Source organism: Pseudomonas capsici (assembly GCF_017165765.1).
GTDB lineage: Bacteria > Pseudomonadota > Gammaproteobacteria > Pseudomonadales > Pseudomonadaceae > Aquipseudomonas > Aquipseudomonas capsici.
This window is the reverse complement of the sequence record NZ_JAFGZD010000001.1, coordinates 328,805-340,368: the sequence shown is the minus strand read 5'-3', so window position 1 is coordinate 340,368 and position 11,564 is coordinate 328,805. Positions and strand designations below refer to the sequence as shown.

At 59.0% G+C, this 11,564-nt stretch carries 15 protein-coding genes; 7 read left to right on the top strand and 8 right to left on the bottom strand.

Annotated elements, in window-relative coordinates:
* From JSY17_RS01485 to JSY17_RS01475, 3 genes are read left to right on the top strand one after another with little or no spacing between them, the layout of a single operon-like run.
* Positions 1-759: a PIG-L deacetylase family protein gene (locus tag JSY17_RS01485; RefSeq protein WP_117180879.1), complete on the top strand. Its 759-nt coding sequence runs from the start codon at positions 1-3 to the stop codon at positions 757-759.
* Positions 756-1,355 carry an SAM-dependent methyltransferase gene (locus JSY17_RS01480; protein ID WP_206401175.1) on the top strand — a complete coding sequence of 200 codons (600 nt, stop codon included), beginning with the start codon at positions 756-758 and terminating at the stop codon, positions 1,353-1,355. The genes JSY17_RS01485 and JSY17_RS01480 overlap by 4 nt, the downstream gene beginning before the upstream one ends.
* Positions 1,352-2,026: a glycosyltransferase gene (locus JSY17_RS01475; protein WP_200980229.1), complete on the top strand. Its 675-nt coding sequence runs from the start codon at positions 1,352-1,354 to the stop codon at positions 2,024-2,026. Before JSY17_RS01480 ends, JSY17_RS01475 begins: the two co-directional genes overlap by 4 nt.
* Here the strand turns inward: JSY17_RS01475 and JSY17_RS01470 are convergent.
* From JSY17_RS01470 to pcaD, 4 genes are all read right to left on the bottom strand, one after another.
* Positions 1,981-3,060 (bottom strand): alpha/beta hydrolase family protein, encoded by a 1,080-nt coding sequence (locus JSY17_RS01470; protein WP_117180882.1) that lies wholly within the window; start codon positions 3,058-3,060, stop codon positions 1,981-1,983. The genes JSY17_RS01475 and JSY17_RS01470 overlap by 46 nt on opposite strands.
* Before the next feature lie 305 nt (positions 3,061-3,365).
* The gene (locus JSY17_RS01465; RefSeq protein ID WP_206401174.1) at positions 3,366-3,977 is read right to left on the bottom strand and encodes an FMN-dependent NADH-azoreductase; all 612 of its coding nucleotides are present in this window, start codon (positions 3,975-3,977) and stop codon (positions 3,366-3,368) included.
* Positions 3,978-4,051: 74 nt separating this feature from the next.
* A complete protein-coding gene (locus JSY17_RS01460; RefSeq protein ID WP_206401172.1) occupies positions 4,052-5,011 on the bottom strand; it encodes a LysR substrate-binding domain-containing protein in 960 nt (319 codons plus the stop codon).
* A gap of 64 nt (positions 5,012-5,075) precedes the next feature.
* On the bottom strand, positions 5,076-5,867 hold the full coding sequence (gene pcaD / locus JSY17_RS01455; RefSeq protein ID WP_206401171.1) for a 3-oxoadipate enol-lactonase: 792 nt from the start codon (positions 5,865-5,867) through the stop codon (positions 5,076-5,078).
* A gap of 118 nt (positions 5,868-5,985) precedes the next feature.
* On the opposite strand from pcaD, the gene JSY17_RS01450 reads away from it, so the two are divergent.
* Complete coding sequence (locus JSY17_RS01450; RefSeq protein ID WP_117180886.1) at positions 5,986-6,330, top strand: MmcQ/YjbR family DNA-binding protein; 345 nt, start codon at positions 5,986-5,988, stop codon at positions 6,328-6,330.
* On the opposite strand, the gene JSY17_RS01445 is transcribed toward JSY17_RS01450, so the two are convergent.
* Positions 6,295-6,759, bottom strand: a complete 465-nt coding sequence (locus tag JSY17_RS01445) for a DUF1294 domain-containing protein (RefSeq protein ID WP_408636079.1) — start codon at positions 6,757-6,759, stop codon at positions 6,295-6,297. The genes JSY17_RS01450 and JSY17_RS01445 overlap by 36 nt on opposite strands.
* A gap of 2 nt (positions 6,760-6,761) precedes the next feature.
* Positions 6,762-7,592: an undecaprenyl-diphosphate phosphatase gene (locus JSY17_RS01440; RefSeq protein WP_117165193.1), complete on the bottom strand. Its 831-nt coding sequence runs from the start codon at positions 7,590-7,592 to the stop codon at positions 6,762-6,764.
* A 237-nt stretch (positions 7,593-7,829) separates the two neighbouring features.
* Between JSY17_RS01440 and pnuC the strand changes: the two genes are divergently transcribed.
* Together pnuC and JSY17_RS01430 are read left to right on the top strand one after the other, a co-directional pair.
* Positions 7,830-8,393, top strand: a complete 564-nt coding sequence (gene pnuC / locus JSY17_RS01435) for a nicotinamide riboside transporter PnuC (protein ID WP_117165171.1) — start codon at positions 7,830-7,832, stop codon at positions 8,391-8,393.
* A complete protein-coding gene (locus JSY17_RS01430) occupies positions 8,390-8,968 on the top strand; it encodes an AAA family ATPase (protein WP_200980265.1) in 579 nt (192 codons plus the stop codon). Before pnuC ends, JSY17_RS01430 begins: the two co-directional genes overlap by 4 nt.
* Here the strand turns inward: JSY17_RS01430 and JSY17_RS01425 are convergent.
* Positions 8,912-10,237 carry a sigma-54 dependent transcriptional regulator gene (locus JSY17_RS01425; protein ID WP_117165173.1) on the bottom strand — a complete coding sequence of 442 codons (1,326 nt, stop codon included), beginning with the start codon at positions 10,235-10,237 and terminating at the stop codon, positions 8,912-8,914. The genes JSY17_RS01430 and JSY17_RS01425 overlap by 57 nt on opposite strands.
* A gap of 374 nt (positions 10,238-10,611) precedes the next feature.
* On the opposite strand from JSY17_RS01425, the gene JSY17_RS01420 reads away from it, so the two are divergent.
* Positions 10,612-10,878: a hypothetical protein gene (locus JSY17_RS01420; protein WP_117165174.1), complete on the top strand. Its 267-nt coding sequence runs from the start codon at positions 10,612-10,614 to the stop codon at positions 10,876-10,878.
* Between the two features lie 50 nt (positions 10,879-10,928).
* On the opposite strand, the gene JSY17_RS01415 is transcribed toward JSY17_RS01420, so the two are convergent.
* Positions 10,929-11,537, bottom strand: coding sequence for a vWA domain-containing protein (locus JSY17_RS01415; RefSeq protein ID WP_206401402.1), 609 nt, complete (start codon positions 11,535-11,537; stop codon positions 10,929-10,931).
* Positions 11,538-11,564 lie beyond the last annotated feature (27 nt).

Below are 11,564 nucleotides of genomic sequence, written 5' to 3'. Positions count from 1 at the left end.
ATGAAGAAAAAACTGATTGCCGGTCGCGGCACCAGCCTCAAAGCCTGGAATGCCTCACAGAAACTGGCCGCCGCCCCCGTCATCAGCGCCGATCTGCTGGTTCCTCCCCACTCACGGGCGGTCATTGTCGCACCTCACCCGGATGATGAAATCCTCGGCTGCGGCGGCCTGATGTGTCAGCTGGCACAACTGGAACGCAACCTGAAACTGCTGTCGGTCACCGACGGCAGCGCCAGCCATCCCGGCTCGCAACTCTGGCCCGCCGAACGCCTGAGCGTGATCCGCCCTCAGGAAAGCGCCGAAGCCTTGCGTCGTCTGGACCTGCCCCTGCATCGCCTGCAATGGATTCGTGGCGGCTTCCCGGACAGTGCCGTCGCCGCTCAGGAGGAAAAACTGGCAGCGTTCATCGAACGCTATCTGCTGCCCACCGATGTGGTGTTCACCACCTGGGCCGAAGATGGTCATCCCGATCATGAAGCGGTCGGGCGTGCCTGTGCACGGGCCTGTACCAAGGTTGGTGCCAGACTCAATGAAGTCCCGGTCTGGGCCTGGCACTGGGCAAGCCCTGAAGATGACCGCCTGCCCTGGGAGCGTGCCCGCAAGGTCTTGCTTGACCCCATGACCATTGCCCGCAAGCGCCATGCGGCTCATGCCTTTGCCAGCCAGTTGCAGGGCGATCCAGACATCGGCCTTGCGCCGATACTGCCTGCCGGGATTCTTGAACGATTGTTGCAACCCTTCGAGGTGGTTTTCATATGAGTGTCACGGAGCAGTATTTCGATGAAATTTTCCGCGACAACAACGATCCATGGGCCTTCCGGCAACGCTGGTACGAGCGCCGCAAACGCGCCCTGACCCTGGCCGCCCTGCCCCGCGAACGATATACCGCGATTTTCGAACCCGGTTGCGCCAATGGCGAACTGAGCGCCGGCCTGGCCGAGCGTTGCGAGCATTTACTGTGTTGCGACACTTCTATCCTGGCCGTGGATCTTGCCCGTGAACGCCTTGCACCGTTCAAGCACGCCAGCGTGCTGCATGCCCAGCTTCCGCAACAATGGCCAGAGGGACAGTTCGACCTGATCGTATTCAGCGAACTGGGCTATTACCTGGATCTCCAGGACCTGCAGCGCTGGATCGATTGTGCACTGGCCTCCCTCAAGTCCGGTGGGCAGTTACTGGCCTGCCACTGGCGACCGGACATCGAAGAATGCCCCCTGAATGCCGAGCAGGTTCATCAGATGCTGGACGAACGCCTGGAGATGCACCACTTGTTCAGTCATCACGAAGATGACTTTTTGCTGGACCTCTGGAGTCACGATCGAACCTCAGTAGCCACTCGGGAAAATCTCCGTTGATAGGTATTCTGATCCCGGTGCACAACGAAGAAAAACTGCTCGGAGCCTGCCTTGAAAGCCTGCTCCAGGCCAGCAGGCACCCGGGCCTGAATGGCGAGCAGGTCACGATACTCGTGGTGCTGGACAGCTGTACCGATCACTCGGCCGATATCGCCCTGGAGTACGGTGTCAGCACACTTGATGTGACCGCACGCAATGTCGGACAGGCACGCGCGGCAGGCGCAGGCTACCTCCTGGAGCAAGGTGCCCGCTGGCTGGCCAACACCGACGGCGACAGCAACGTGGCAGCCGACTGGCTGGTGGAACAACTGGCACTGGATGCCGATGCCGTCTGTGGAACCATCACCATTCCCATACAGGACAACGGCCTGTCAGCCTCAGTGCAGACGCTGTTTGAACAGCACTATCAACATCGCGACGGGCATCGGCACATTCATGGTGCCAATCTGGGGGTGAGTGCTGCTGCCTATTTGCGGGCCGGAGGTTTTCCCTTGCTGGCCTGTCACGAGGATGTTCATCTTGTCCGCCAGCTGGAACTCAGCGGTGCCCGCATCGCCTGGAGTTGCAGACCAAGAGTCACCACCAGCACCCGACTCGATCCACGGGCATGCGGCGGTTTTGGCGATTACCTGAGGTCGCTGGCCGAAGGCAGCAGCGAGTCGGGCAACTGATGATTGGCCGTCTGCATGCCGGAGCGATCCGCAGCGGATGAGCCCAGCGTAGTGCTGAAGAAACGTACCGCTTCGGCACTCAGGGTGCGATGGATGTCTTCGCGGTCGACGCCTTCGCGATCAGTGCACAGCACTGGCATGGTTGCGCGCTGCTCATCGCTGCACGGGGCCATGAACACGAAGTGCCCTGCTCCTGCCAGCAACTTGTAATCCGATACCTGCGGCAGTTTGCGCGCCAGAGCCTCGGCATTCTTGTCGATAGGCAGCAACTGGTCGTCATCCCCGGCGTACATCAGCACCGGCACATGCACCTCGCTCAGGGTGTGGCGGCCGAACATCAGGCTCAAGGGTGCCATGAGCATCAACGCCCCTACACGCGGGTCGGCCTGGGCATGCAGGTCATCCCGGTCAGCCACCAGTTCGCCCTGAGTCTTGCAGGCATCGCGATCGTCGGGCCGCTCCAGGCAATACTGGCGCAGGCGCTTGAGGTCGGGCTGGGCACCGGCCAGGATCAATGCGGTTTCGCCACCGGCCGAATAACCGATCACACCGACCTGACGGGCATTGAGATAAGGCGACAGCATGGGGTCGAGCAAGGCTGCGCTGATGGCTTCGGAAATCTGCAGCGGGCGACCATAAAGGTTGCTCAGGCTGCCCAGACGGCTGTGATCGCGATAGTTATCGCCAGGATGCATCACGGCCACCACCACAAAGCCCTGACGGGCAAGAGAGGTCGCCAGATCGTGCAGGGCCAGCGGATTGCCTGTGTTGCCGTGGGACAACAGCAGCAAGGGGAAGCGCCCCATGGCAATCGGTGCATCTTCGCCGGCTTCGACCCGGTAACCCTGCAGCACGCTCACCTGCTCCTCCTGCGTAGAGGGGTAGAAGGCAAAAGCCTGCATCAACTGCGAATCCAGAGGGTCGGGAAAGCTCAGCTCATGAAAGCCTGCGCTCCATTGCTCATCAGCCTGCACTTGCACTGAAATCAGGCCATTGAGCAGAAAAACCAGCATCGCTGCACAAAGACGTATCATTTGAAGACTCATCCTTTGTAGTCCCGAACAATCCATTTCTGCGCCTGTATCGGGCCTCATGCCCCGGCACCCCGGCTCTCACAGCTAATGAGAGTCTCTGAACGAGAAATAGTGCATAAGCCGGGCCAGACTATTTATCGGACGTCTATGTTCCGGCTGGGGCCATTTTACTGCCGGACAGGCCCGCGTACCTGTAAGGAAGCTGTCAAGGTTTCGGATTGCAGCGTATACACAGCAAAAAAACCGCCAGCCCGACGCAGATCAATGCGCCGGGCTGGCGGGTTCAGAAGCAGAATTCGTGGCGATCAGGCCGCCGCAAACAGGTTCTGCTCAATGTGTTGCTGTGCGGCACTCATGGCATTGGCACGAGGCTCTTCGCCATAAGCCAGGCCATGGGCGCGTACGAATTGCAGATCGGTTACACCGATAAAGGCGAACAGGGCCTTGAGCAGCTCTTCATGACCGGCGCCCGTCGGCTGGCCGGCATGCAAACCACCGGAGGTGGAAACGATAATGACTTTCTTGCCGCCGCACAGACCTTCCGGGCCTGCTTCGCTGTAGCGGAAAGTACGACCGGCAACGGTGATCCGGTCGATCCAGGCCTTGAGCTGGCTGGGAATGGTGAAGTTGTACATCGGTGCGCCCACGATCACCACGTCAGCGTCCAGAAACTCCTGCAAGATCGCCTCGTTTACATCGACTTCCTGCTGTTGAGCGGCATCCCGTCCTTCAGCCGGAGTGCCTGCGGCAGCGAGAGTGGCAGCCGAGAAATGGCTCAGGGCATCGCTGGCCAGATCGCGATAAATCACTTGGCTATCGACATGGGTGGCCTGATAAGCCTGGACAACACTGCGGCTGAGCTGACGTGAAGCGGAATGGTCGCCAAGAATGCTGGAATCGATGTGCAGAACTTTCATAACGGACTTCCTGAATTGAGAATCGCCACCGGGCGATCAGTGGCGAGAATCCTATCCACAATCCCAATCAGCGATTAGTCGGCAAAAACATGATACTTCGTTCCATATTCAGAACAGCGGCTATTTCCCATATCGGCCTGGAATACCTTGAAGTCTTCATCCAGCGCATCCAGCAGCCCTCTGACTGCCGGCAGCAAGCCACGGCGCGAGGCGAATACGGCATGCACGATGCCGCACTTGGGTGGGGATTCGGCGAACAGTTCTACCAATCGGCCATCCTGCAAAGCCTTTCTGACAAGAACCTCGGGGAGTTGCGCGACACCTACTCCATGCAATGCAGCCTGGCGAATGGTCGTCAGATCGGAACAGACCAGTTTGGGCGTGTGCCGTACCTCGGTATATTCGCCAGCCCCGGTGCTCAGCACCCAGCGATGGTCGTGAGTCGATGACGGAAGATCGAGGCTGGGCATTGCCGACAGTTCTTCAAAAGTGGGCGTGGCGGACAACTGGCTGGCCAGCTCAGGATGTGCAACCAGCCGCTGGGCACTGTGCCCGAGAATCTTGACCACCAACCCGTCATCCTCCAGAGGCGGAAAGCGCACGCGCAAGGCGATATCGATGTTTTCGGTCAATGGATCGACACGTCGATTGGAGCTTTCCACATGCACCTGAACCTTGGGATGGGCGACCATGAAGCGGGCAATGGTTTCACTGACGCCCATGGCTGCCAGACCCGGCGGGCAACTGATACTCACTCGCCCCTGAGGCTCGGCCCTGGAGCGGGCGATGGTTTCTTCGGCAACCTCGGCCTCGACCATCATCGCGACACAGTGGCCGTAGTAATCGCGACCGCTTTCGGTGACGGCAAACTTGCGTGTGGAACGCTGAATCAGCCTGACCCCCAGTCGCTCTTCAAGCCCGGCCAGCCGGCGACTGAGCTTGGATTTGGGAATACCGAGCTTGCGACTGGCCGCCGCAAAGCCCTGGCATTCGACCACCTGAACGAAATAGAACAGATCATTGAGATCAAACACCGGGCCACCCTCGCATTACTGACAGGCGATTATGGCAGCGCTCCGCCGGGCGGAACAGCGCGGGTCATTCGCCAGTCAGAAATGCCAGCACCGGCCGGGTGAACGACTCCCCCGCCTCGACATTCGACAGATGCGCCGCGTGCAGTTCGATCATCTGCGCGCCCTGAATACGCTCGATCATGAAGCGCCCGTCTGCCGGCGTGGTCACGGCATCCTGAGTGCCGCACACCACCAGAACAGGCAGATCGATGGAAGCAATCCGATCACGGAAATCGGCATCGCGCACAGCGGCACAGTTGGCGGCATAGCCCTGAGGCGAAGTCTGCGCCAGCATGCCGACGATGGGCTCGACCCTGGCAGGTTCGGCCACCGCGAACTCAGGCGTGAACCAGCGAGCAATGGACGCATCGCGCAGCGCGACCATGGCGTCCTTGCCATCGCGCAGCACGGTCTCGATACGCGGGTTCCACACCTCAGGCGTACCGATCTTCGATGCGGTGTTGCACAACACCACGCGCTCAAGACGCTCGGGCGCATTGATCGCCAGCCATTGCCCGATCAGCCCGCCCATGGACAGACCGCAGAAAGACACCTTGTCGATGTCCAGCGCATCCAGCAATGCCAGCACATCACGCCCATTGCGCTCGATACTGTAAGGACCTTCGCTGACCAGCGAACGACCATGGCCGCGAGTGTCATAGCGCAATACGCGAAAATGCCGGGTGAATGCCGGAATCTGCGCATCCCACATATGCAGATCGGTGCCAAGAGAATTGGACAGCACCAGCACCGGCGCATCGGCCGGGCCTTCCAGCAGATAATTGAGCTCACCTTCAGCGAATTGCACGGCAGACATTCCAGGCTCCTGACAAGACAAAAGATGCACAGTAGACACAGGCGCATGGGCAAACAATCCGCTCGGGGATTATTCGTGCGACTATCGAACAATTTAGAAATGGAGGCCTGCCCAAACCATGCAAACCGAAGAGATCGCCCGCTTCTGCCTGAGCCTGCCCGGAGCCCGTGAAGACTACAAATGGGGTGGCGTACGCGTGTTTTCCATTGCCGAGAAGAAGATGTTCGCGGTGATGGACCTTGCAGGCCAGGGCCTGTCGTTCAAGGTCAATCCGGATCTGTTTCTGGGCTATGTGGATCGCCCGGGAATTCGTCCGGCTCCTTATCTGGCACGAGCCCACTGGATCAGTGTCCAGCAGCCGAAGACCATGAGCGACGAAGAGATCAAGGACTTGCTGACCCGCTCCCATCAACTGGTGGTCGGCAGGCTACCGAAGCGCCTGCAGGTAGCGCTCAAACTGTGAAAGCCAGGGTTTGAACCAGCCGCTGTCGAGAAACAGCTGATCGATCCAGAACAACTGATGCCCCAGCACGATCAGCCAGAACACCAGCTGGAAAGACACCTTGCGCGTCTTGTGCCGGAAAACCTGTTGGCCCAGCAAAGCGCCGGGCCAACCGCCGAACAGCTCGGCCATGTGCAGAACGTTCTCGGGAGTACGCCAGCCGCCATTGCCGGCCTGACGCTTGTCATGCCGGTAAAGCACAAACGCCAGCAGGCTGACGAGTACATAAGCCGCAAGCACAATGGGCATGCCGGTCTTGAACCAGGACAGGCCCGCGCCATAGGCAGGCATCACGCACAGCAGCGCAAGGATGCAGACCTTGAGATTCAAGTGCTGAACCGGAGCGCTGCCCCGGTTCGGTCTCTGAGTCGAAGAACGCTGCCGTGGCAGGGTCATGCCTTGGCGGCTGCCCAGTCGATCCAGCCAAACTGCCAGGTCGCGAGGATCAACAGGCCAAAGGCGATGCGATACCAGGCGAACACGGCATAGCTGTGGGTCGCGATGAACTTGAGCAGACCACGCACGGCGATCATGGCGAAAATGAACGAGACGACGAAACCTACCGCGAACACCGCAAAGTCGTCGGGACGGAACAGCTCCCGGTACTTGTAGCCCGAATACACGGCGGCACCGACCATGGTCGGCATGGCCAGGAAGAACGAGAACTCGGTCGCCGCCTTGCGAGAGAGGCCGAACAGCAGACCGCCGATAATGGTCGAACCCGAGCGTGAAGTCCCCGGAATCATTGCCAGACACTGCGCGCAACCCACTTTCAAGGCATCGCGCCAGGTCATGTCATCGACGGTCTCGGCACGTACCACATGCTGGCGACGCTCGGCCCAGAGCATGATCACGCCACCGATCACCAGAGCGGTCGCGACCGTGATGGGGTTGAACAGGTAGTGGTGAATCAGGTCGGCAAAAATCACCCCCAGCACCACGGCGGGCAGGAAAGCGATCAGCAGGTTGATAGTGAAACGCTGCGCCTGCTGCTGTTTGGGCAGGCCCACGACCACATCGATGATCTTGCGCCGAAACTCCCAGACCACGGCCAGAATGGCACCCAACTGGATGATGATATTGAACGCCATGGCCCGTTCGCCGCCGAAGCCTATCAAGTCGGCGACGATGATCTGATGTCCCGTACTGGAAATCGGCAGAAACTCCGTCAGCCCCTCGACAATACCCAATATCAACGCCTGAACGGCGGTCCAAAGCTCCATCATTCCCCCATAAAGCGCTGCCTGCGGCTCGCTCATTAGTGTTGTTTTGCAAAAAGGTTGTAACTATGAGCATCCGAACCTGAACAATTCTTGAAGAGGATGCGTAAAAGCGCCGAGATGCTAGCAGACCTGCGCAGGTAAAGCCTCACGCGACTTGTCGATGAGACTCCCGGTCTTGCAGATAAGCGCTTACAATCGCGCGCCCACTCATCTCATCGACCACTCTCGGGAGCCGCCATGTCCGGACTTGAACTCTTCGCTGCCGCCCTCGGCGTGATAGCAGTCTGGCTTACAGTGAAGCAGAACCCCTGGTGCTGGCCAATCGGTCTGGTGATGGTGGTGATCTATATCTGGATCTTCTTTGACGTAAAGCTTTATTCGGACATGCTGCTGCAAGTGATCTACGCCGGCCTGCAGGTGTATGGCTGGCTGCAATGGACCCGCCACGGCAATGGCCTGCCAGTGCGTGCGGTCACGGTTCTGCCCGGCGTTCCGGTCCTGGGCGGTCTGGCAATCGGCGCGCTGATCAGCCTGGTGCTCGGCGCTTTCATGGCTCACTTGACCGATGCTGCACAGCCCTGGCTCGATGCAGCGCTGACCGGTTTCAGCCTTGTGGCTCAGGTGTGGATGGCACAAAAGCGGCTCCAGTGCTGGCCCTTGTGGATCGTTCTGGATGTCATCTTCGTTGGCCTGTTCATCTACAAAGGGTTGTACCTGACCGCTGCGCTATATGGGCTCTTTACCCTGCTGGCTGTGCAGGGCTGGCGTGAATGGCGCAACGATCTGGCGCTGGCGCGATGAAAGTCCTGGTTCTGGCAGGTCCCGAATCCAGCGGCAAAAGCTGGTTGTCCGGCGAAATCCACAAGCGTTTCGGCGGTTTGCTGGTGGGTGAATACGTGCGTCATTTCATCGAGGAGAAAGGTCGCGACACGGTCTACAGCGATATTCCCGATATTGCCCGGGGCCAACTGGCCCGGGAGGACGCCGCCCACGCTACCGCCCCGCCACTGCTGATTCTCGACACCCATCTGCTGAGCAATATGCTCTGGAGCAAGACCTTGTTCGGGGATTGCCCGCAGTGGATCGAGCAGCAATTGCTCAGCAGGCACTATGACCTGCATCTACTGCTTTCTCCCGAAGGCGTCGACTGGATCAGTGATGGACAGCGCTGCCAGCCGCAACTGAGCGAGCGTCAGGCATTTTTCGAGGACAGTCGGCAATGGCTGGAGCGCCACGAACAGAACTATCAGGTTATCGGAGGTAACTGGGAGGCACGCCGCGAGCAGGCACTGAAGGCCGTCACGCAGCTACTGACTGACTCAGCGGATTTGATGCTTGTGCAGCAGACGATAGAAAGTCGGCCGCGAAATACCTAGAACCTTGGCCGCAACGCTGAGGTTGTCACTGTGGCGAGTCAACACATCGCACAACGCCTGACGCTCGGCCCGTGACTTGTAGTCATCCAGCGTCCCCATGCTGCTGGCAATGTCCTCTTCACCGAGCAGCCCAAGATCCGCCGCTTCGATCTGCCGCCCTTCGGCCAGCACCAGCCCGCGCCGTACCCGGTTGGCCAGTTCGCGCACATTACCGGGCCAGTCATGCTTGCCCATGGCGATCAGCGCGTCCTGACTGAAGTTGCGTGCCCGCCTGCCGGTTTCCTGGCTGTAGAAATGCGCAAAGTGGTTGGCCAGCATGGCCAGATCGCCATGCCGCTCGCGCAACGGTGCCGTGCCGACCTGCAGGACATTGAGGCGGTAGTAAAGATCTTCTCGAAAACGCTTCTTGCGAATCGCCGTTTCAAGGTCCACATGGGTCGCAGCCAGCACCCGGACATCCACGGGAACCGGCTCGTTACCCCCGAAACGCTCGATATGCCGATCCTGCAACAGACGCAACAGATGTGCCTGGATTTCCAGTGGCAGATCACCGATATCGTCCAGAAACAGCGTTCCGCCATTGGCCGCCTCGATACGACCGATCTTGCGCTCGAGGGCACCATTGAATGCGCCTTTTTCATAGCCGAACAGCTCGGTGTGCAACAGATGTTCGGCAATGGCCCCGCAATTGACAGCAACGAAGGGCTTGTTTCTGCGTTGCGACTGCATGTGCAGGGTACGCGCCACCAGTTCCTTGCCTGTACCCCGCTCACCACGGATCAATACCGGCGACTCGGTAGGCGCCAGCTTGCCCAGCAGCCGACGCAATTCCCTTATGGGGCGGCTCTCGCCCAGCATCTCGTGATCGCCGCTCGACACCTGGTTCGAGCCCTGGGCACGCAGGCGCGCCATGCCATAAGCCCGTCCGAGCGTGACCTGCATGCGGGCCACATCGAAAGGCAAGGTATGGAAATCGAAAAACCACTCGCAGACAAAATCGCCGATCTTTTCGCGCCGCAGATCATTGGGCGCAAGCACGGCGATCCATTGTGTATTGCTGCGGGTAATCAGCTCCTTGACCATTTCGGGATGCTCGAAATGCTCAGGCATGAGACGAATCAGACCGACATCGCAACGCTGGTTAAGCGCTGCTTCCAGTGTATTGCTGTCCACAGCCCATCCGGCAGTCTGCAGGACAGGGATCAACTGATGACAATCGTCACTGGGATCAACAATCAACAAACGTCGTGTTTGGGCCGCTTCATGCATATTAGGTTTCCTTGGCGCCCGACTTGGATTTGAGTTGTTAAAATCTTTTTATAAACAGTAAGTTGACGAGCCCGAATGTTACGTTAGCAAATATTTGACACCCCCTTGTACCGTTTAAATATATCGCTCATAACGAAAAGTAATTAAACAGGTTGTAACGTTTTGGCGGCCAGGAAATTCTGCCGGTCATTGAACCGAACACCGTAAAAGTTGCCTCAGATCAAGCCGAATACGCCATGGATGTAAAAAAATTGAAAATATCCGGCAAGCGGTGTGACTCATCCCACCCTGTTCGGCATCAACACAGGTAACCAGCCGAACGGTAAAGCCCGCCGACGTGACTGGACTGATATGGGCATTTTGAGGAATTGAAAATGAACGCCCCACTGCGCTTCAACGATGCACTTCTGATCGCTGGAAACGCCTTTGCACCTTTCCAGTGTGTTGCCTGGGCAGCCCAGGCCGGAAGCGGCGAACTGAGCCTTACAGTGATCGATCGCACCTGCGCACTGATCGGTCGTAAACAGATCCCGAGCAGCACTTACTCCGACCCTGTGCAACTTGCCAGCGCTCTGAAAGAGGCTCGCGAAGAAATCAGCAATGAAGGCTACAGCCTCCAGCCGTGGACCATGCCGGCTTGATGGAGTAACTCTTTATCGCGAATGAATTCGCTTCCACTTCAGGAAAGAATTCATTCGCGAAGCTCTTCGATATGCCGATAATCGGCACCCAGCCTTCCTGCCAGTTCCCGCGCCCGGCCCAACCGGATCGGTCCCTTCTCGATATCGATCAGCAGACTCTCGCAGTCGAACCCTGCACATTGCGGCATATCCCTGACCCGGCCATCGGTGAGGATCAGCAGGCGCACATGTTCGGCGGGATAACGCCGGTGACGCATTTTCAACCATTCCCTTGCCTGCTCGATAGCCGCGAAAAGCGGTGTTCCTCCGCCTGCACCCAGAGCATCCAGCCAGGGCCGTAATGCCGCCGAAGCCTTGAGGCCTTGATGCTTCCACTGGGGAGCCTTGCCGCTGGCAGTCAGCAGCGCCAGTCTGGCGCGACGGCGATAGGCATCGTCGAAGACCTGAGCCAGCACGCCCTTGGCCTGACTCAATGCCTGATGACGATGTGTCGAGGCCGAGGCATCGACAATCACCAGCAATAACTCGCTCGGCCGGCTGCTGCGAGGCTGGCGTACCAGGTCATGGCGGTTTTGCGGACGACCGCGCAACAGTGTCGGCAACCAGGCAATCGCACCGTCGAGACCAGAGCGCGCTGCACCATGACGCCCGGAAGTCAGCCGGCCAGGACGGGGACTGGCATCCGC

Bases quoted from the DNA above. Each gene is read 5' to 3' on its own strand.
- JSY17_RS01485 (WP_117180879.1), top strand. From the start codon at position 1: ATGAAGAAAAAACTGATTGCCGGTCGCGGCACCAGCCTCAAAGCCTGG.
- JSY17_RS01480 (WP_206401175.1), top strand. From the start codon at position 756: ATGAGTGTCACGGAGCAGTATTTCGATGAAATTTTCCGCGACAACAAC.
- JSY17_RS01470 (WP_117180882.1), bottom strand. From the start codon at position 3,060: ATGATACGTCTTTGTGCAGCGATGCTGGTTTTTCTGCTCAATGGCCTG.
- JSY17_RS01465 (WP_206401174.1), bottom strand. From the start codon at position 3,977: ATGAAAGTTCTGCACATCGATTCCAGCATTCTTGGCGACCATTCCGCT.
- pcaD (WP_206401171.1), bottom strand. From the start codon at position 5,867: ATGTCTGCCGTGCAATTCGCTGAAGGTGAGCTCAATTATCTGCTGGAA.
- JSY17_RS01450 (WP_117180886.1), top strand. From the start codon at position 5,986: ATGCAAACCGAAGAGATCGCCCGCTTCTGCCTGAGCCTGCCCGGAGCC.
- JSY17_RS01440 (WP_117165193.1), bottom strand. From the start codon at position 7,592: ATGGAGCTTTGGACCGCCGTTCAGGCGTTGATATTGGGTATTGTCGAG.
- pnuC (WP_117165171.1), top strand. From the start codon at position 7,830: ATGTCCGGACTTGAACTCTTCGCTGCCGCCCTCGGCGTGATAGCAGTC.
- JSY17_RS01430 (WP_200980265.1), top strand. From the start codon at position 8,390: ATGAAAGTCCTGGTTCTGGCAGGTCCCGAATCCAGCGGCAAAAGCTGG.
- JSY17_RS01425 (WP_117165173.1), bottom strand. From the start codon at position 10,237: ATGCATGAAGCGGCCCAAACACGACGTTTGTTGATTGTTGATCCCAGT.
- JSY17_RS01420 (WP_117165174.1), top strand. From the start codon at position 10,612: ATGAACGCCCCACTGCGCTTCAACGATGCACTTCTGATCGCTGGAAAC.